Annotated in this window: 18 protein-coding genes; 12 read left to right on the forward strand and 6 right to left on the reverse strand. The window is 67.4% G+C overall.

Translation table 11 applies throughout. The features are described from left to right. The first annotated feature begins 157 nt into the window (after positions 1 to 157). Together ACERIM_RS15005 and ACERIM_RS15010 are read left to right on the forward strand one after the other, a co-directional pair. Entirely contained in the window at positions 158 to 1,489 is a 1,332-nt protein-coding gene (locus ACERIM_RS15005) for a DNA methyltransferase (RefSeq protein ID WP_373633313.1), read from the forward strand. Positions 1,490 to 1,590: 101 nt separating this feature from the next. Next, positions 1,591 to 2,808 carry an FAD-dependent oxidoreductase gene (locus tag ACERIM_RS15010; protein WP_373633314.1) on the forward strand — a complete coding sequence of 406 codons (1,218 nt, stop codon included), beginning with the start codon at positions 1,591 to 1,593 and terminating at the stop codon, positions 2,806 to 2,808. Positions 2,809 to 2,828: 20 nt separating this feature from the next. On the opposite strand, the gene ACERIM_RS15015 is transcribed toward ACERIM_RS15010, so the two are convergent. Beyond that, positions 2,829 to 3,188, reverse strand: coding sequence for a helix-turn-helix domain-containing protein (locus ACERIM_RS15015; protein WP_006649400.1), 360 nt, complete (start codon positions 3,186 to 3,188; stop codon positions 2,829 to 2,831). A 111-nt stretch (positions 3,189 to 3,299) separates the two neighbouring features. On the opposite strand from ACERIM_RS15015, the gene ACERIM_RS15020 reads away from it, so the two are divergent. The 3 genes from ACERIM_RS15020 (at position 3,300) to ACERIM_RS15030 (ending at position 6,657) form a co-directional block, all read left to right on the forward strand. Next, on the forward strand, positions 3,300 to 3,989 hold the full coding sequence (locus ACERIM_RS15020; RefSeq protein WP_373633315.1) for a cob(I)yrinic acid a,c-diamide adenosyltransferase: 690 nt from the start codon (positions 3,300 to 3,302) through the stop codon (positions 3,987 to 3,989). 434 nt (positions 3,990 to 4,423) lie between these two features. Further along, positions 4,424 to 5,179: an ABC transporter ATP-binding protein gene (locus ACERIM_RS15025; protein ID WP_373633316.1), complete on the forward strand. Its 756-nt coding sequence runs from the start codon at positions 4,424 to 4,426 to the stop codon at positions 5,177 to 5,179. After that, positions 5,176 to 6,657: a hypothetical protein gene (locus ACERIM_RS15030; RefSeq protein ID WP_006649404.1), complete on the forward strand. Its 1,482-nt coding sequence runs from the start codon at positions 5,176 to 5,178 to the stop codon at positions 6,655 to 6,657. Before ACERIM_RS15025 ends, ACERIM_RS15030 begins: the two co-directional genes overlap by 4 nt. 20 nt (positions 6,658 to 6,677) lie before the next feature. Here the strand turns inward: ACERIM_RS15030 and ACERIM_RS15035 are convergent, their stop codons facing one another. Then, positions 6,678 to 7,088, reverse strand: a complete 411-nt coding sequence (locus tag ACERIM_RS15035) for a helix-turn-helix domain-containing protein (protein WP_006649405.1) — start codon at positions 7,086 to 7,088, stop codon at positions 6,678 to 6,680. Positions 7,089 to 7,207: 119 nt separating this feature from the next. On the opposite strand from ACERIM_RS15035, the gene ACERIM_RS15040 reads away from it, so the two are divergent. Both ACERIM_RS15040 and ACERIM_RS15045 read left to right on the forward strand, forming a co-directional pair. Beyond that, positions 7,208 to 7,786 (forward strand): hypothetical protein, encoded by a 579-nt coding sequence (locus ACERIM_RS15040; RefSeq protein WP_049966307.1) that lies wholly within the window; start codon positions 7,208 to 7,210, stop codon positions 7,784 to 7,786. A gap of 111 nt (positions 7,787 to 7,897) precedes the next feature. Next, a complete protein-coding gene (locus ACERIM_RS15045; RefSeq protein WP_373633317.1) occupies positions 7,898 to 9,535 on the forward strand; it encodes a cobyric acid synthase in 1,638 nt (545 codons plus the stop codon). Between the two features lie 33 nt (positions 9,536 to 9,568). Here ACERIM_RS15045 and ACERIM_RS15050 read toward each other — a convergent pair whose 3' ends face one another. Continuing rightward, positions 9,569 to 9,958 (reverse strand): hypothetical protein, encoded by a 390-nt coding sequence (locus ACERIM_RS15050; protein ID WP_006179649.1) that lies wholly within the window; start codon positions 9,956 to 9,958, stop codon positions 9,569 to 9,571. 375 nt (positions 9,959 to 10,333) lie between these two features. Between ACERIM_RS15050 and ACERIM_RS15055 the strand changes: the two genes are divergently transcribed. From ACERIM_RS15055 to ACERIM_RS15070, 4 genes are all read left to right on the forward strand, one after another. After that, positions 10,334 to 10,585 carry an MTH865 family protein gene (locus ACERIM_RS15055; protein WP_373633318.1) on the forward strand — a complete coding sequence of 84 codons (252 nt, stop codon included), beginning with the start codon at positions 10,334 to 10,336 and terminating at the stop codon, positions 10,583 to 10,585. A gap of 223 nt (positions 10,586 to 10,808) precedes the next feature. Further along, positions 10,809 to 12,905, forward strand: coding sequence for a bacterio-opsin activator domain-containing protein (locus tag ACERIM_RS15060; RefSeq protein ID WP_373633319.1), 2,097 nt, complete (start codon positions 10,809 to 10,811; stop codon positions 12,903 to 12,905). 440 nt (positions 12,906 to 13,345) lie between these two features. Beyond that, a complete protein-coding gene (locus ACERIM_RS15065; protein WP_373633320.1) occupies positions 13,346 to 13,633 on the forward strand; it encodes a hypothetical protein in 288 nt (95 codons plus the stop codon). Positions 13,634 to 13,687: 54 nt separating this feature from the next. After that, on the forward strand, positions 13,688 to 14,437 hold the full coding sequence (locus ACERIM_RS15070; RefSeq protein WP_373633321.1) for a peptidase M10A and M12B matrixin and adamalysin: 750 nt from the start codon (positions 13,688 to 13,690) through the stop codon (positions 14,435 to 14,437). Positions 14,438 to 14,566: 129 nt separating this feature from the next. Here ACERIM_RS15070 and ACERIM_RS15075 read toward each other — a convergent pair whose 3' ends face one another. The 3 genes from ACERIM_RS15075 to ACERIM_RS15085 form a co-directional block, all read right to left on the reverse strand. Next, positions 14,567 to 14,914 (reverse strand): winged helix-turn-helix domain-containing protein, encoded by a 348-nt coding sequence (locus ACERIM_RS15075; protein ID WP_006179644.1) that lies wholly within the window; start codon positions 14,912 to 14,914, stop codon positions 14,567 to 14,569. Positions 14,915 to 15,090: 176 nt separating this feature from the next. Next, positions 15,091 to 15,930, reverse strand: coding sequence for a trehalose-phosphatase (gene otsB, locus ACERIM_RS15080; RefSeq protein ID WP_373633322.1), 840 nt, complete (start codon positions 15,928 to 15,930; stop codon positions 15,091 to 15,093). Between the two features lie 3 nt (positions 15,931 to 15,933). After that, positions 15,934 to 17,592, reverse strand: coding sequence for a trehalose-6-phosphate synthase (locus ACERIM_RS15085; protein ID WP_373633367.1), 1,659 nt, complete (start codon positions 17,590 to 17,592; stop codon positions 15,934 to 15,936). 527 nt (positions 17,593 to 18,119) lie between these two features. Here ACERIM_RS15085 and ACERIM_RS15090 point away from each other — a divergent pair. Further along, a complete protein-coding gene (locus tag ACERIM_RS15090; RefSeq protein WP_373633323.1) occupies positions 18,120 to 19,289 on the forward strand; it encodes a M24 family metallopeptidase in 1,170 nt (389 codons plus the stop codon). The last annotated feature ends 144 nt before the right edge of the window (positions 19,290 to 19,433 follow it).

Raw genomic sequence — 19,433 nt, forward strand, 5'->3', positions numbered from 1 at the left:
CAGGTCGGTCGATAGCAACCGGGTCCGTTCGCCGACGACACTGCGCTGTAATCAGTAGGCGCGGTTATTGTACTACTATATACTTATATATTAATCCGGGAGTTTACAGTGGACATTTCTTTTAAGTCATATTGGGGAACATAGCAGACACATAGAGATGGTTGACAGTACATCGAACGCGAACGACGGGGTCGAGCCCCACGTACGATACTACGCCGACCGCGTCGTGTTCGTCGACGAGGACGGGACCACCACCGAGTATCGGGAAGGAAAGCAGTCGGAGGCCGCGAGAGAACGGTACAACCGCATCAAAGCCGACCTCGAGGACGGCTGGTTCGAGGACGTCCTCGACCGGGTCACCGACCCCGGAACCGAGAACGAGATCGCGCTGGACGGGGAGATCCGGCCCCTCATCGACGAGATCGTCGAGTCGATCACCAGCGAGCGAGGGCGTGCGATCGCCGGGCTGACCGTTACTCAGTTGGTGATCAAGTCCCTCGAGCCCGCACAGAGCGTCCGACTCCACAAGGGGAGCCGGAACAGCGCGCACTTCTCGTGGCGGGAGGGGCTGTCGATGCGGACGATCGACAGCGACTACGTCGCCCCGGCGCTCCGGGACAGAGACCTGTTGCGGGTCAACGCCGACGGCGTGATGATGACCCGCTCGCTCGCGGAGAACTACCCCTACTCGAAACAGTACAAGGCGAACATTCGGGGAGCCCAACGACAGTGGGGCGACCTGGTCGAGGCCCTCGAGGACGACGACCCGGTCGATGCGCTGGAGGCGCTCGAGTACATGATCGTCAGCCTCTCGAATCGCGGCGAGCGCGCCGAGGAGGTCTACGAGGACGCCCTGGAGTTGGTCGATCGGTTCGTCGCCGGTGAGCCGTCCCCCGAAACGGTCAAGCAGGTCATCGACATTCACCTGGCGCAGTCTCAGCACGGGGCTCGCATCTACGAGGTCGCCATGCACGCGCTGGCACAGGTCCTCGAGGACGAGGGGCTGCTCGACGGCCGCCTGAAGCCGCTCACGCAGATGCGCTCGGCCGACAAGAAACACGGTAACATCGCCGACATCGAGGTCGTCGACCCCGACGACGAGTTCAGGGTTCGGGAGGCCTACGACGCGAAGTACGGCAAGGCGTACCTGCTGAACGAACTCCAGGAGATCCGGGGGAAGCTCGAGGCCCACCCGGAAACCGAGTCGGTCGCGTTCGTGACCAGTTCGGAGCCGGTCCGGGACGACGCCATCGAGGACCGGCTCGCGGCCCTCGAGGCGGAGTTCGGCGTGACCGTGAGCGTGACGACCTTCGACGAGTTCTGGCGGCGCTGGTGGTCGGCGCTGGACGCCCGCGGCGTCGCCGCGACGGACTGGCTCGAGGCCTACGCCGAGACGCTCTGTCAGCGACGACGGGGCCGCGCTCCGGTCAACGAGCCCACGCGCGAGTGGGTCGAAGAACTGGTGTCGATCCTCGAGGACCGGGCGTAGGGTGTCCTCGAGTCGAGAGACTACAGCGGATCACGACCCGTTCGCCCTTCGTCTCGCTCGATCGGTGAAAGCTACGTCAGTGTGGACGCCCTCGATCGGGTATGGAGCGAACCGAAGTCCTCGTGATCGGCGGCGGCGCGACCGGGGCGGGAATCGCAAGAGACCTCGCACGCAGGGGCGTCGACGTCACGCTCGTCGAGCGCGACGGGCTCGCGTCGGGTACCTCGGGCCGGTCGCACGGCCTGTTGCACAGCGGCGCACGCTACGCCGAGGCCGACGGTCCGGAGGCCCGGGCGTGTCTCGAGGAGAACCGGATCGTCCGCCGGATCGCGGGCGAGTGCGTTCGGGACACCGGCGGACTCTTCGTGGAACTCGCGGCCGACGATCCGGCGTACTTCGAGGCGAAGCGAGCGGCCTGTGAGAACGTCGGTATCCCGACCGACGTCGTCGACGGCGCGGCCGCCCGCGAAGCGGTCCCGGAGCTGGCGACCGACGTCGAACGCGCAATGGAAGTCCCGGACGGGGTCGTCGTCCCGTCCAGACTGGTCGCGGCGAACGCGGCCGACGCCCGCGACCACGGCGCGCGAATCCGTCCGCACACACCGGTCACATCGATGACGACCGAGGGCGGCCGAATCAGGTCCGTCACGCTCGGCGGCGACGCCGAGGCGACGCTCAGTCCGGAGTACGTCGTGAACGCGACCGGGCCCCACGCCGGTCGGGTCGCGGCGATGGCCGGCGCTGCCGTCGAGATGCGACCGACTCGCGGCGTCATGGTCTCGGTCGAATACCCGGGCCTCGAGCCGGTTCTCAACCGGTGTCGCGAGCCGGCCGACGGGGATATCGTCGTCCCCCACGACGGCGAGGTCGTCCTCGGGACGACGAGCGTGGCGGTCGACGATCCCGACGACTACGAGCGGGCCGACTGGGAGATCGCCGAGACGGTCCGGGAGTGTGCGGCGATGCTCCCGCCGGTGGCCGACGCCGACCGCGTCCGGACGTGGTGGGGCGTCCGCCCGCTGTACGAACCCGACGAAGCCGCGCGGGGCGGCCGGGGCATCTCGCGGGGGTTTCACCTGCTCGATCACGCGGACGACGGCGTCGAGAACTGCTGTAGCGTCGTCGGCGGGAAGCTGACGACCTATCGGCGGATGGCCGAGGCGACCGCGGACCTCGTCTGCGAGCGACTCGAGGTCGACGCGGACTGTTCCACCGCGGACGAGCGGCTGCCGGCGGCGTCCGATCCCGACCGGCTCGACGAGTTCGTCCGGGAGTTCGACGGACAGGGACCGACGGACGCGGATCTCGTCGGGAGCTAACGCGAGGTGAGAACCATCGGTCAGTGGCCGCCCTGCAGTTCGGACCAGATGCTGGCCCCCGAAGCGTAATCGACGTCGACGCGCAACTCGTTGTCCTCGTCGAGCCCGATCGAGATCCGCTCGAGGTTGGCCACGTACCGGGCTTTCCGGTGGCGGCCCTCCCGGACGCCGACGGCCTCCTCGGCGAGACCGGCCTCGGTCAGGCAATCGAGTTTCCGGTAGGTCGTCGAGAGCGGGCGCTCCGTCGCCTCGGCGATCGCCTCGACGGTCATCGGTTCCTCGAGAATCGCGATGATTTCCCGACAGGCGCAGTCGTCGAGCGCGGCGATCACGCACTCGAAGCCGGGCGTCTCGTCGGATGAGGAGAACTCGAGGGACATCGGTGACCGCGAGTTAGGAGCGAACACGGAAGACACGTTTGGTTACGTATGTCACAGAATGCCGCCTGCGATGGAGCAACGTACATGTGGGCGCGGCCCGACCGCCCGCGTATGAGCGACGAGGAGCCAGTCGAGTCCGCGATCGAGAACACGCCCGGGAAGGGTCGAACGCCCGAAGCCGAGCGGATCGAACCCGCCGCGCCCGAGGAGTTCGGCCGCGTACAGGTCTGGTGGGGCGACGGGAAAGGGAAGACGACCGCGACGCTGGGGATGGGGATGCGCGCCGCGGGCCACGGCTACCGCGTCCACATGCTCCAGTTCATGAAAGGCGGGGCCTCGAGCGTCGACGCAGTCCGGGGCGAGTACAACGCCATCGCCGCCCTGCCGGGGATCAGCTACGAAAACCTCGGCCACTACGGCTGGCACGGGATGGCCGACGGCAGCGACGAGGCCGACCACGAGGCCGAAGCGCAGGCCGGACTTGAGCGCGCCCACGAACTGCTCGAGGCCGCCGAAGACGCCGACCTCGACGCGCCGATCGATCTCGCGGCCGAACCCGAGGCCGGGATGCACATGCTCATCCTCGACGAGATCCTCTACGCCGCGGACCGGGAACTACTGTCCCAGGACGACGTACTGGGACTGCTCGAGGCCAAGCCCGACGACCTCGAACTCGTCCTCTCGGGGAGCCACACCGAGCCCGCGTACCTCGCCGACAGCGCGGACCTGATCACGAACGTCCGCAAGGAGAAACACCCGATCGACGACGGCCAGCGGGCGCGACAGGGCACCGAGTTCTGAGTGCCGACGGAGACACCGGTGGCAGCGGTTCCAGCCATCCAGTGAATCGATTTCTTTTACCCGTTCAACACGAAAGGAAAGTATTGAATGGCAGAATTAAGCGGAGGAACGAAACGGGTTCTCGCGATCGTCTTATTGCTGCTGTCGACCTTGGTCGTACTCACGAACGAGGTACTGTATCACCTCAGCCGCCTTGCCGATGCCGACCCGGGCGTAATCCACGGGGTGGCGTCCGTCGTCGGTTGGGTCGTACTCGTTTCGTCCGTGGTGTATTTACTCGCGAGTCTCCGGACGCAACTTCCCATCATCGACTTCCGAGAGTAACATCAGTTGCATCCCCGACTGCGTCGTCCAGCACTCATCCGTTCGAGCCGCTGTTACTATACCCCTACCAACACAGTTATTATCAAATCCTCCAAACGGTTTCGCGTTCAATGGGTGCGATTCACGTAGCCGGACTCGAGAAGTCCTACGGCGCCGTCGACGCCGTGGACGGCATGGAGTTCACCGTCGAGCGAGGGGAGCTGTACGGGTTTCTCGGACCGAACGGGGCGGGCAAGACTACGACGATCCGGGTGTTGACCGGCCAGATCGAGCCCGATTCGGGCGAGGTCAGCGTTCTCGAGACCGATCCGACGACGGACCCGATCGAGACGCGCCGGCAGGTCGGCATCCTCCCGGAACAGGAGTCGCCGCCGAGCTTTCTCACGCCGCGCGAGTACCTCGAGTTCGTCGGTGAGGTGCGAAACCTCGAGGCGGAGCGGGTCGCCGAGCGAACCGACCGGTGGGCCGAACGGCTCGGCTTCGAGAGCAAACTCGATACCCTACACACCGATCTCTCCCGGGGCCAACAACAGAAGGTGATGATCGCGCAGGCGTTCCTCCACGAGCCCGACGTTGTCTTCATCGACGAGCCGCTGGCGAACCTCGACCCGCTCGTCCAAGAGCAGGTCAAGCAGTTCCTCGTCTCCTACGCGGCCGGCGACAACGCCGTCTTCGTCTCGACGCACAACATCGACGTCGCCGAGGAGATCTGTACCCGCGTCGGCATCGTGGCCGACGGTCAACTCGTCACGGAGCGGTCCGTCGCCGACGACGGGACCGACGAGTCGCTGCTCGAGGTCTTCCTGGACCGCGTCGAGGGCGAGGACGCGCGAGACACGCCGACGCTCGAGCAATTGGACGTATGACCGGCGAGACGACGGACCCGGCCGGCCCGACGGGGACGGGCCGTTCCGGTTCGGGCCTGTCGACGCGTCGACTGCTCGCGATCCTCTTTCGCGAGGAGTGGCGCATGCACACCGAGCTGTTCGGCGGCTGGCGGTTCGCCCTCTTCCCGCTCGTGATCGCCGCTCTCGCGGTCGGCGGCTCGGTCGCGCTCGTCGAGACCGGCACCGCGTCCGGGACGGTCGTCGTCGGTCTCCACGTCCTCGCGGCCGGTTTCGGACTCTACAGCGGCACCGCTGGATTCGCCGGCTCGGACATGCTCGAGAACGTCTTCGGCCGACTCTCGCTGTTGCTGTCCTCGTCGACGACGCTGCCGCTCTCGCGCCGGCGGCTGCTCGGCGTCTTCCTCCTGAAGGACGCGCTGTTCTACGGGATCGCGTTCGTGTTGCCGATGGCGCTCGGCGGCGCGGTCGCCGAGGGCCTCTCCGCGACGACGCCGCTCTCGCTCGTCGCGTTCTGGGGATCGCTGTTTCTGGTCTTTACCGTCGGCATGGCGACGACCGTCGCGTTGATCGCGGTTCGGACGCGGGGCGTGCCGCCGTGGACCATCGGGCTGGGAATCGGGCTCGCCGCCGTCGGCGGCTGGGCGCTCGGCTCGGGCGGGGTTCTTCGTCGCCTCCTCGTCCCGATCGAGGGCACCGTCCCGGCCGCGGGCGGACTGGCCGCCGCGACCCTCGTCGTCGCGGCGGGCTCGCTCCTGCTGTACGACCCGACCTACGGCCGGCCCTCGCGGACCGCGACCGACCGGTTCGCCCGGCTCAGTGCAGCCCTGCCCGTCGCCGATTCGCCCCTCGTGACGAAGTCGCTGCTCGATCTCGCCCGCTCCTCGGGCGGGGTCTGGAAGCCGTTCGTCTCGTCGACGATCCTGCTGGCACTCGTGGCCGCACTCGTCGGCGTCGTCGACTCGATCACCGGGGTCGCGCCCGCGCCGGGGATCTTCTTCGGCGGCGTCCTCGGGCTCTCGGCGTTTACCACCTACAACTGGCTCACCCAGTTCGACTCGCTCGAGGCCTACCTCGCTTACCCCGTCTCGATCGCGGACGTCTTCCGGGCCAAGCGGACGGCCTTTATCCTCGTCGGCGCGCCGACGGCCGTGATCCCGTATCTCGCCGCCGTCGTCTGGTTCGACGCGACGCCACTCGACGCCGTCGTCGGGGCCGTGCTGCTCGCCGGCTATGCGCTGTACTACTACGGACTCACCGTCTTCATCGCCGGCTTCGATCCCAACGAGTTCCTCTTCGACGCCGTCCGCTTCGCGACGTTCACGATCGGCGTCGCCGTCGCGCTCGTGCCGACGCTCGTGGCCGGCTTCGTCGTCGTCCCACCGTCGCTCGAGCTGGCCGCGGTCCTCGTCCTCGGCGGGCTCGTCATGGGGGCAGTGGGGATCGTCCTCTCGAGCCGAGCCGGACCGCGCTGGGACGCGAGATACAGAACGGAGTAGCTGCTACGGAGACGCCGACCCTATCGCTCCGGTCGTGGTGCGGCTTCGTACCGCTCGATTTCGTCGGTCTTCTCGACTCGATCGTAGACGGACCGTAACGTCTCTTCGGCCCGCAGGAGGTCGTGTGCCTCGAGGAACGCCCGCCCCTCGTCGCTGATCCCGTAGAACTTGTAGGGGAGATCGTTCCGCCGACGATCGTTCGGGAGCGTTACCTCCTCGACGATGTCCGCCTCGATGAGCTGCTGGAGGTGTTGTCGGATCGTCGTCCGACTCTTACTGGGGTTCACGTAATCCAGTTCCTTCAGCGTCGGTAGCCCTTCGGGATGACCCAGGAGGTCCTGTACGAGCGCGAACCGCGTCTCCTGTGTCACGACGTTCAGTCGCTCGCGGACGCGCTGGAGGTCCGCCGGCGGCCGGTCCGGGGTACTCATACCTATGGATTCGTTCGGTGCGTGCAAAAGCGTTTCGCTCAAATACGAATCGGTCGTATACGATTCGGTCCCTCGTTCGGTCGGCAAATTGAAGTTTCGAAGGGGCGTGCAACCGAGCGATGAGCGAGGAGCCGGTGACGGTCGACGACCTCGCGGCGAAGGCCGAGTCGTATCTCCACGAGTCGTCGCTGACGCCGGCGGAGTACGAAGCGCTCAAACACAGCGTCACGGAACTGGCGCCGCTTCTCACGACCGGGCGGTCGTATTTCGTTCTCGGCAGCTACGGTCGGCCGGAGATCCATCGCCTGCAACTCGTCAAAGACAGGCTCAACCGACGGACGGATAGCTACGCGTTCCTGATGGTCGACATCCGTAACGAGTGGACGAATACCTACCTCAAGTTCCGTCTCCTCGCCGACTACGCCGATTACATCGTCGGCGTGTCCGAACACGACAGCGGCGGGTTTCTCGTCGAACAGGGCTATTTCACTGCGCTGGAGCAGTACTTCGAAAAGACGTACGTTTTCAAGCGGACGTACGACGGCCTGGAACCGGACGAGATCGAAACGGAAGCCGACCCGGAAAGCCCCTACAGCGGGATGCAGACGTCTATCTTCGAGATGCTCGCGGACGCGGATCGACTCCGCACCTGGCAAACGGAGGACGATTTGCTCGAGTGTGCGTCCGAGCTTCCGTGACGACGGTTCCTGCGGGAATGGCCGCAAACGACCGCGAGTCGCGACAGCATCGGACGCTGAACGCGAACCGATAGGACGATACCCTCGGCTTCCCGACTACCGCCAACGCGGATGACACGAACGCTTCTCGTTGCCGGGACCGCGAGCCACGTCGGCAAGTCGACGGTCGCGGCCGGCCTCTGTCGCCTGCTCGCTGACCGCGGGGTCGACGTCGCTCCCTTCAAGGGCCAGAACATGAGCAACAACGCCCGCGTCGTCGTGCGGCCGGACGCCGAGGGCGAGGGCGGAACCGACGCCGACCCGGGCGGCGACGGTGATCCGAACGCGAACGCCGACGGCGACCGCTGGGGCGAGATCGGCGTCTCCCAGTTCGTGCAGGCTCGAGCCGCCCGGACTACCCCGACCACCGACTGCAACCCGGTCCTGCTCAAGCCACGCGGGGACGGCGAGAGCCAACTGGTCCTGCAGGGGGAGGCCCACGACCACGTGCCGGCCGGCACCTACTACGAAGAGTACTGGACTCGCGCGCGCGAAGCTGCCGCGGAGTCGTACCGCAGACTGGCGGCCGACAACGACGTGATTATCGCCGAGGGTGCGGGCAGCATCGGCGAGATCAACCTCCACGATCGGGACCTCGCGAACGTCGAGACCGCCGACTTTGCCGACGCCGATATCCTCCTCCTCGTCGATATCGAACGCGGCGGGGCCTTCGCCAGCCTCTACGGCACGATCGAACTCGTCCCCGACGACCTCCGGGACCGCATCGTCGGCGCGGTCATCACCAAGTTCCGCGGGGACCCGTCCTTGCTCGAGCCCGGCATCGAGGAGATCGAATCCCGTACCGGGGTGCCGATTCTGGGCGTACTCCCGTACGACGACCCCGGACTCCCCGAGGAGGACAGCGTCGGCCTCCCCGGCAGCGAGGAACGCGGCGTCGTCGGGGACGACGACGGCGTGCCGGCCGACCGACGGCTCCGGATCGCCGTCCCGCGGCTCCCCCGCATCTCGAACGCGACCGACCTCGAGGCGCTGGCGGCGGCGCCGGGCGTCTCGGTGGTGTATCTCCCGGTCGACGAGGGCGGCCGCGACGGGGACCCAGCCGCGACCGATCCGCTCGCGGGCGTCGACGCCGACGCAGTCGTCCTTCCGGGGACGAAGAACACGGTCGACGACCTGCTGGCGCTGCGGGCCGCCGGCTACGCCGACGCGCTCGCGGCCTTCGACGGCCCGATCGTCGGCCTCTGTGGGGGCTACCAGCTGCTGGGCGAGCGCATCACCAACGCCGCGCTCGAGGGAACCGGCGAGGACGACGTCGTCGAGGGACTTGGCCTGCTGCCGGTCGAGACCCGATTCGAGGGTAAGAAGCGCCTCGAGCAGACCGCGGTGCCCGTCGACGGGTCGGCGTCGCCGCTGCTGTCCGGTGCGGACGGCCCCGCGACGGGATACGAGATCCACGCGGGACGGACGGAGGCGGTCGGCGACGTGACGCGGCCGCTTGGCGACTCGAGCGCGGCCCGTGGGCACGTGCTGGGGACCTACCTGCACGGCCTGTTCGACAACGAGTCGGTCCGGGCGGCCTTTCTCGATCGCGTCGCCGAGTCGGCCGGCGTCGACCGGCCGGCGGACGGAGTGGGTGGCCGACCGCCGTCGGACGCCGATGGGGCCGACACGACGCCGTCCGATCGAGCGGCGCGGCTCGTCGCCGAGAACGTCGATCTGGCGGCACTTGGCGAGCCGTTCGTCGAGTGAGTGAAAACCGGGAGAACAGCTTCGAACGGACAGCTACGCCGATTCGTCGCGGTAGGTGCCGAGCAGTTCCTCGAGGATGATACACTCCTGGTCGGTCTCGTCGTAGTGGGTGTCGATGAAGCGTTCCGCGGCCTCGTAGTTGCCCCGGAGCCCGTGTTTGCGGACGTTGATCACGGCATCGAGGAAGAATGTCCCGCCGTCGGCCCCGAGCGCTTCGGCGTGGTCGCGGTCGCTGATATCGAGTTCGCCCTTGATCTCGTCGAAGTTGAACGTCTTGACGTCGTGGTCGTCGTTGATCAGGGTTAGGACGTATTCCGCGGAGAAGCGATAGAACTCGGATTTGCTCTCGAACATACCGTCGTCGACGAGTGCGTCGATTTCCTCGACCACGTCGTCGGGGTACCTGACGGTATCCTTTGCCATGGGGGAACACTCGTCCCCGCTGATTAATCACTGTTTCGACTATATGTTTGGGGGTCTACTATTTCGGTCGCAAGTGAGGGCGATCCTCGAGCCATGGGATCGGTTCCTGTCGGCGGATCGACGCTCGAAAATCCCGGCGTTCTCCTCAGTACCCTCCCATGGTAGCTCGCGGCCCCGCTGATCCAGCTCGCGGTGCTGGTGTTCGGGATGGCGCTCGACGAGACCGACGTCAACCGAACGACCGCCCTGACGGGTTCGATCGCGGTTCAGGCCGGCGAGTCGACCGAGCGGGGACTCCGCTCCGAGTGCATGCGCCGGCTCTGACCGCGATCGCACCCGGAACTTAATGCGCCCGCGGGATAATCACGACCTAACATGACAGTCGAAGTAGACCTCCGAGAACAGCTGGTCGACGCGTTCGAGGGCGCTGACTATCCCGTTTCGGACCCCATGACGCTGATCCCGGCGCTCCCTGACGGCCCGAGTACGCGGTTCGAGACCGGGGAGTTCTCGATGACCGCGATGGAGTTGTACACCAAGACCGACGGCGGTGACTTCCCCTACGAGGGCGTCGACCCCCTCGTGGACGATCTGATCGATGCGCTGCGGGAACGAGGCGAACTCTAATCGGTCGCGGGACGCCGGGATAGGGGGGTTGGGTTTCGTCGTAGCTCCCTCGGCGGGCCTCCGCTCGAGGGAGTCGCCCGGCGTCGACTGTGGCGCATCCACGCCCGGTCGAGTTCGCGCCGATCGACCCCGTCTGACCAGCAAGCTTTTATTTCACAGTCACGATGTGACAGAAAGGAGCGAGGCGGTAGCGGTGTCGGCGGACGCGACGGGAGAGATACGGATGACCACTGGAGACTGTCAACGACCGATCGTCGTCGTGATCGACGCTCGAAGCGAACGGAGTCGCCTTCGACCCCGACTCGAACAGGCGACCGACCGCGCCGTTCGAGCGGTGTCGACGGCCGACGACATCGGGTCGATCCTCGAGTCGTCGGTCGATGAGCCCGAAACGGACGGGGGGAACGACTCGGGTCCCGCGACTGACGACGAGTCGACGGCGACGGAGCAAGCGGCTCTGACGTCCGCAGACGAAGCGGGGGTATCGCCACCGGGCGCGGTGGTCCTCGAACTGGACTGTCCCGGCGAAATCCAGACGCTGTTACAACGGGTCCACGCCGAGACGCCGGACGTGCCGACGATCGTCGCCCCACAGGACGGTAGCGAGCGACTCGCTACGGTGGCACTCCGTGCCGGGGCGACCGACTACGTCCCGAGCGAGCGCGACGAAGACCCGATCGATCGGATCGTCTCGACGATCGGGTCGCGGGACCGTGTGACGACGGACGAGCGGCCGCACCGTATCCTCGCGAACGAACTGCCCGACGAGGCCTTCGTCATCGGCGAGGACGGCACCTATCTGGAAGCGAAAGTACGCTCGGAGTCGGCAGAACTGTACCGGACCAGTGTCGACGAACTGCGCGGCAGCCGACTCGACGACGCCTTTCCGGACGAGGTCGCCGCGGAGTTGCAGGACTGTCTCGATCGGGCCCTCCGAACGGACGAGGTCCAGTCGGTCGAGTACGACGCCGAGACGACCGACGGCCGCCGACGGTTCGAAGCCCGCGTCGTCCCGATCGACGAGCGGATCCGGGGGCGACGCGCCGTCGTCTGGTTGGCCCGGGACATCACCGAGCGGGTCGAACGCGAACGGCGGCTCCGATCCCGACAGGACCAACTCGAGACGTTAAACCGGATCAACGCGGTGGTTCGGCAGGTGATCGAGACGCTGGTGGAGGCACCCGCTCGCGACGCCATCGAGCGCGAGGTCTGTACACAGCTCGTCGACTCGGAACTGTACTGTGGCTCGTGGATCGCCGAGCGCACCGGCGAGGGCCGACTCGCCTATCGAACGGGGACGGGCGAGGCCGACACCTACCTCGATCGGGTCAGCGACGGTATCGAGTACGCCACCGGTCGGGAGCGACCGGTCGCCAGAGCCGCCCGAACGGGCGAGATTCAGACGACGAACCACATCCTCGACGACGAAACGACGCCCGAGCCGCTTCGGGAGGCGGCCCGCAAGGACGACGTCCGGTCGGCGATCGCCGTCCCGATCACCCACGAGGACGCGACCTACGGGGTGTTGACGGTACTCGCCAGTCGGGACGACGCCTTCAGCGAACGCGAACGGGCTGGGTTCCGCCTGCTCGGCGAGACGATCGGCTTTACGATCATGGCCGTCAAGAACCGCCAACTGCTCTTTGCCGACACCGTCGTCGAACTCGAGTTCCGCATCGACGGCGGCGACACGTTTTCCTTCGATCTCTCCGAGGAGTACGGTTGTACCTGTTCGCTCGAGTGGGCGGGGACGACCGCTGGCGGGCGAACGTTCCAGTACGTCACGATCGAGGGTCTCGACGGCGAGACGGTCCGCGACGAGGCCGACGCCCACGATTCGGTCGAGGAGTGTCGGCTCATCCACGACGGCGAGGACCAGTGTACGGTCGAGATCCGACTCGCGAAATCGGGTGTTCGGACGCTCGTGAACCACGGCGCGACGATCTGTGACGTCGTCGTCGAGAACGGCGTGGGACGCTGTCTGGTCGAAGTCTCACAGGACGCCGACATCCGGGAGATCGCGGACGCGTTGACCGTCGTCTACGCGAACACCGAACTCGTCGCAAGGCGGGAGGTCGACCGACCGGTGCGGACGGCAGCGGAGCGCCGCGATCGGATCCTCGACGAACTCACGGACCGACAGCTCACGACTTTGCGACTCGCCTACTACGGCGGCTTCTTCGACTGGCCCCGGGAGAGTACCGGCGAGGACATCGCCGAAGCGATGGACATCTCGCCGCCGACGATGCACCAGCACCTGCGAAAGGGGCTCAAATCGATCCTCAGCGAGTTCTTCGAGGGCGGCAGCAGCACCGAGTGAGCGTCGAGCCGCCGCTCGAGTGGCGGATCACACTCGGGCGGAACACGGAACCGCGGCGTCGGGAGACGGGGCCGGGCACTGACGGGCCGGTCTTCGACCCGCTCGGTCCCGGGACGCCAGCGGAACCGCGCGACGCCGCCTCCCGACGCGGTAGGTGGTGGTGTTTCGAATGGTGTCACAATCGCGCGGCGACTCCGACTGACGCCGGTCGAACCCAGTCACTCGATCCTGATAATGGTATCCACAGACATGATCGGGAGCCGCTACTATACTCCGTGATCTCGGTGTCCCGTGTTCTCGTTTGCACGACACTCATGATCGCTTAACAGTCGCGTATATGAAGCCAAGCGGCGACGGGGCTGGCTCCGGTCGGCTCGGACGAGAATGCCGAGATCCGTTTCCGGGCGGCTGCTCGCGGGCCGAGTGAGGGTGGGCGTTCCGTGGTGACGTCGCCGTATGAAACCGTCCTCAGGGGATCGAACGGTCGGTACTACACCGACTGGCAGGTCCGAACCCGGCTCCGATCCGGCGAGTGGGCGCTCTGTCTGCGCCAACGAGAGCCGGACAGACGGCTGGTCGAAACCGCCGAGGACGCCTTGCTCATGCTCCGTCCGGTCGAGCCGACCGCACTGCCGGCCGGACTCGAGATCAGAGTCACCGGTCGCCGCGCCCGCGTGGTCGATACCCGACGGCCGCCGGGCGGACGCGGTGTCACTGATCGACCCTAATGCGTGTCTCTGTTCACCCGCAGAATCTGAACGGCGGCGGCGAAAGTCGTCGCCGTGAAGCGCCGCGTGTTTCTGGGGGCCGTCGGCTCGATGGCGTCGCTCGGCACGCTGGCGTATACGACGCGGGCCGACGACGACGCCCTCGCGGTCCGGATCTGGCTCTCCGAGCGGGCCGGTCGCTACGACGGGGTAGCCGACCACGTCCGCGCGTTCCTCGCACGGACGCTCGCGCTCGAGCGGCGGCGCGTCGAGCCGACCGTGGGGGGCACGGTTGCGGTGTCGACCGAGGACGCCGCACGCCTCACCAGTCGCGGTGAATGGCCGCTGGCGCTCGCGTCGGGGCGGCTCGGCCGCCGTGACATCGACCCCGTCTCGGGCGTCAACCTGTTGGTGACCGACGGCGGAATGCAGGACGCGCCGACCGGCTACGGGGTCCCCCACGTCGCGTCGGTCGGCGGCGCGCGACACATCGGGCGGCTCGAGTCGGTCGACGACCTGCTCGGCGACGACTGGATCGTCCCGGTCACGACGGCGGCGCGGACGATGCACGTACTGCTTCACGAAGTCGGGCACGCGCTCGGACTGGCCCACCGCCACGGCGTCGCCGTTCGATCGGGCGATGCGATCGTCACGACGCCGATGCTGAGTTCCTACGCCTGGGACCCGGAGTTCGATCCCTCCCCGACGCGGTGTGGAGGCGCGATTCCGCCGACGGACGGTCGTGAGCGACGACTCGATTTCGCCTTTTCCGCGTGTGCCAGGCCGGAACTCGCCGCCGACGGACGAGATGGGGCCGACCGGTGACCCGTCACCGGGCCAGCGACTGACCGACGCTCGAGTCGGCGACGACTCGGTTCGCAGGCTTTCCGGTCCGCAGGCTACGGAACCCTGGGTTGGCCGATCGGTACGGAGCGGGTGCGCGGAGAACGAACGTTACTCCCCGTCGTCGGCGTCGTCGCCCCCCCGGACGAAACTCGCCCGCTCTCCCTCCCCATCAGTGCCGGCGTTCGGCCCCTCGATCAGCGCCTCGAAGTCGTCGACCTCGTCGTACTGATCGCGATACACCAGTGCCGCCTTCCCCGCCGACGTGATCTCGTAGAGTCCCGAGCGTTCCGCGGGGCCGATCTTCCGGACCAGCCCGTAGTCCTCGAGGACCGGGAGTCTGGTGTTGATGTTCTTTCGACTCTTTCCCGTATGCGCCGCGAGGTTCGTCGCGACGTTTCGCCCCTCGTCCTCGAGCGCCTCGAGGATCAGGAAATCAGTTGGCTGTCGGAGTTTCACACACGTTCACACTCGTCCCCATTGTATTTCCAGTGGTAACTAATACTTTCGGCCCCGGACAACAAATTTCTGATTTGTGTTGTTTCGGAGATTTCGAGTGGTCTATTCGGGTGGTGAAACCGGTCCCCTTGCCGACGACGGGACGTCCGCACGGCCCCCGGCGATTCGGGCCCGGCTCAGGGTCGCCGCTCGGGACCGGACGACATGCCGTCCGCGAGTCGGGTGAGCAACGACGCGACGCCCGCCGGCGACTCGACCCGACGGGAGGCAGCCGACGGGCCGTCGCCGCCGACCCGCACCCCGATCCCGTCCGGCTCGACGGCACGAAAGGCCGACTCGTCGGTGACGTCGTCCCCGACGTAGACGGCGGCCGTCCCCGGCGGTTCGTCGGCCGCGATCAACTCGACGGCGTTCCCCTTCCCCCACGGGATCGACGGCCCGATCTCGAGGATGCGCTTCCCGCGGGAGAGTTCGAGCGCGCCGTCGCTGAACGCTCCGAAGACGGCGGTCGTGAGCCGACGGGCGACCGGTCGGGCGGCCGTCGGCACGGACCGGAAATGAACCGTCCCGGACAGACGCTTGTTCTCGATCCGTACGTTCGGGATCGACGCGAGCGTCGTCTCGAGAACCGTACAGAGGCGGTCGATCCGAGCGGCCCGTTTCCGCGCGACGGGATGGACGGCGATCGATCCCCGCCGCTCGAGTTCGAGGCCGTGGTTGCCGGCGTAGATCGCCGGCCCGTCGATGCGACCGCGGACGTCCCGCAGCGCCCGGCCGCTGACGACCGCCGTCGTCACGGCCGGGTGGGCGGCCAGCCTCGCGACGGCCTGGCGGTTGTCCTCGGTCGGTCGGGCCGCATCGGGATCGTCGACGATCGGCGCGAGCGTCCCGTCGAAATCGAGACAGACGAGCAGTTGCTCAGCGTCCGCGAGTGTCTCCCGAACGGCCGGGAATCCGTCTTCGAGCGGCCGGGGCGACGACTCGGCAGCGGCGGTTCCGGATTCGGAGCTGGTCATCCGTTAGACCGGCGGCGTGGGTTCCCGCGAGTCGGAATCGCTGTCCGAGCCCGCGTCGGTCCGACCCCGCTCGTCGCGGAGCCGCCGGAACCAGTCGAACTGCGTAGCCATCCACGACTCGAGGTCGCCGGCGAACACGCGCTGGCGCAGCGTGTTCATCCGCCGCCGGCGCTCGTGGGCCGGCATCGAGAGCGCCGCCTCGAGCTGGGCCGCGAACCCGTCGGTGTCGATCGGATCGATCGTCAGCGCGTGGGAGCCGAGCCGTTCGTGCGCGCCGGTCCGGTCGCTCAACACCAGCGTGTCGTCGCCATCGACGCTGGCCGCGACGTACTCCTGGGCGACCAGGTTCATCCCGTCGACCAGCGGGCTGACGACCATGGCGTCCGCGCGCCGATAGAGCGTACAGATGTCGTCCGTCGAGAGGTAGTCCTCGGTGTAGGCGATCGGCCGCCAGTCGTCGGTCTCGAAGCGGCGGTTGATCCGCGTGACCTCGCTGCGGACGAGGTCGCCGTGGCGCTGGTAGGTCTCGATGTCGGTCCGCGAGGGGGTCGCCTTCTGGAGGAAGGTGAACTCGCCGCGCCAGCCGGGGTTTCGCTCGAAGAACCGCTCGATGGCCGCCAGCCGTTCGGGAATCCCCTTGGTGTAGTCGAGTCGGTCGAGGCCCAGCCCGAGCGTCGTGTCGGGGGCGATGTCGTACTCCTCGAGCAGGTCGGCGAGGCGGTCGGGGTCGACCGACCGAGCGTCCCGGTCGTAGGCCGCGGCGTCGACTCCCATCGGCGTCGCGACGACGCGAGTTCGCCCCCCGTCGTACCGGACCGTTCGGCGCTCGTGGTCGACGGTCGCCGTCGGCAGGAACCGGTCGACGCACTCGAGGAACCGATCCGCGTACTGCTCGACGTGAAAGCCAAGCAGGTCGTTACCGAGCAGTCCCTCGAGGACGTGGCCGCCGGCGGGACACTGCCGGAACGTCGGCGGCGACGGCCACGGGATGTGCCAGAAGTGGGCGACGGTCGCGCCGGCCGGCACGGACTCCCGGATCATCCGCGGCGCGAGCGCGAGATGGTAGTCCTGCAGCCAGATCACGGCGTCGGCCGTCGCGTGGTCGGCGACCGCGTCGGCGAACCGCTCGTTGACCGTCCGGTACCACTCGAAGTCGTTCGATCGGTCTTCGATCAGGTCGGGAAAGCCGTGACAGAGCGGCCAGAGGACGCGATTGCTGAACCCGTAGTAGTAGGAGTCGACCGCTTCCTCGGAGAGATCGAGCCGGCGGAGGGTGTAGTCCTCCTCCCCGGGCGGGACGGCGACGCAGTTTCGCTCGTCGGTCACGTCGAAGTCCGCCTCGCCGTCGCCCCAGGCGATCCACGTCCCGTCGGTCCGCTTGACGACTGGATCGAGCCCGGCTGTCAGCCCGCCGGTCGGCTCGTCGACCGTGATCGACCGGGTCTGGGCAGTAGCGCTCGAGTGGGCACCGCCGTCAGTCTCAGTCGGCGGCCCCGCGTCGTCGTACTCGTGACGATACGGTTGCCGGTTCGAGACGACGATCAGCGAACCGGGACAGCTCGGCCCGCCGGTCGCGGACTCGTCGTCCGTTCGGCCTCGACCGTCGGCCCGGCACTGTCGATTCCGTACAGCCGTCGACGACAACCGCTCGGGAACTCGCATTCGCTGTAATGACACAGCGTCCCGACGGGTTGCTTCGCGGCCTGCGGTCGCTGGGGGGTTAATACGTTTCCGACGGCGTTCGCCCTCGAGTGACCGTCCACCCGCGGCAACGGTCACGTCGGGAAACTGGTGCGGTCGGCGATGGGTCGAGTCGTAGGAATCGGAAAACGACTGGCGGTGGCGTGCGCTGTCGGCCGGACGAGTGCCACCGAGGACGGCCGACGACACCGCGCGAGGTCTTCGCGAGTTTCACGAGCGAAGGCTTGTCAGAGCTTGCTCTGACAGTGGATGAGCGAGCGGTGCGAGGCCGACCGGAGGGAGGTCTCGAGAGCGAACGGTGACCAACGGGAGCCGTGAGCAGCGAGCGAATCGGCTGGGGAGGGCGTGGCCATTCCGTGTTGCCACGATAGCAGGACGGTTGATATCGTTGAGTCGATGTTCACGACAGGAGTCGATATTCACGACCGGAGCCGCCTTCACACCCGACTAACCAAACGTTGATTCGCCGCTCGAGCGAACACCCGTTCATGGAACCACCGTTCGAGCGCCGCATCGAAGCCTGCAAGCGCCGGCTCACGGCGGAAGGGGCCGACCTCGTCGTCTGTTTCCCGAGTCCGAACCTGACCTATCTGACCGGCTTCGAGGAGTCGCCCTCGGAGCGACACCTGCTGCTGTTCGTCCCTCGAGACGGCGACCCCGCGATCGTCGCGCCGGCGATGTACGAGGCGCAACTGTCCGAGCTTCCGATTCCGGACCTCGAGCGGCGGTTCTGGACCGATGCGGACGACCCGCTCGAAGCCATCGAGGCCGTTATCGATGGGTATTCGCTCGCGGGAGAGATCGAAGGGCCGCCGACCGTCCTCGTCGACGACCGCATGTGGGCGACGTTTACTCAGGACCTGCGTGAGTTGCTCCCCGAGGCCGCGTTCGGACTGGCGGGGACCGTCCTCGAACCGCTCCGGATCCGGAAGGACGCGGTCGAACTCGAGACGCTGCGGCGAGCCGGCGCGGTCGCGGATCGGGTCGCGCTCGAAATCCGTGAGCGGGGGACGGACCTGATCGGGACCACCGAAGCGGAACTGGCGACCGAGATCGATCGCTTGCTCGCGGCGGACGGCGGTGAGGAACCGGCGTTCGAAACCATCGTCGCCGCCGGCCCGAACGGCGCGCAACCGCACCACCACAGTGGCTCGCGGGAGATCCAGAACGGTGACCCCGTCGTTCTGGACTTCGGGGCCTTCGTCGCGGCCGACCTCGAGGAAAGTAGGGCGACTGCTATAGGGCAGTATCCGGGCGATCAAACCCGGACGATCGTGGTCGGCGACGAGCCGCCCGCGGCGTACGAACGCGTCCACGAGACCGTCAGAGAAGCCCAGAACGCCGCCGTCGAGGCGGTCGAGCCGGGCGTGACGGCAGGGGCGGTCGACCGCGCGGCGCGGTCGGTTATCGAGGACGCCGGCTACGGCGACGCCTTCGTCCACCGGACGGGCCACGGCGTCGGCCTCGAGGTCCACGAGCCGCCCTACATCGCCGCGGGCAACGACCGCGAACTCGAGCCCGGCATGGTCTTCAGCATCGAACCGGGGATCTACCTCGAGGGGGAGTTCGGCGTCCGAATCGAGGACCTCGTCGCGGTGACCGAGGACGGAGCCGAACGGCTGAACGACACCCCGCGGGGCTGGGCGACGGGGCAGTGATGCCGCGGGAGAGTTCGGTGCCGGACGATCGGCTCCTGCAGCCGGGACACCGGGTTTCCGGTGAAATGTCGGCCGAATGCGGTCTCCAGGGTTCGATCCGTTGCACGGAACTCGATTCGATATGGGGTCGGTTCCACGGCGGCC

The organism is Natrinema sp. H-ect1 (assembly GCF_041821105.1).
In the GTDB taxonomy this organism is placed as follows: Archaea; Halobacteriota; Halobacteria; order Halobacteriales; family Natrialbaceae; genus Natrinema; species Natrinema thermotolerans.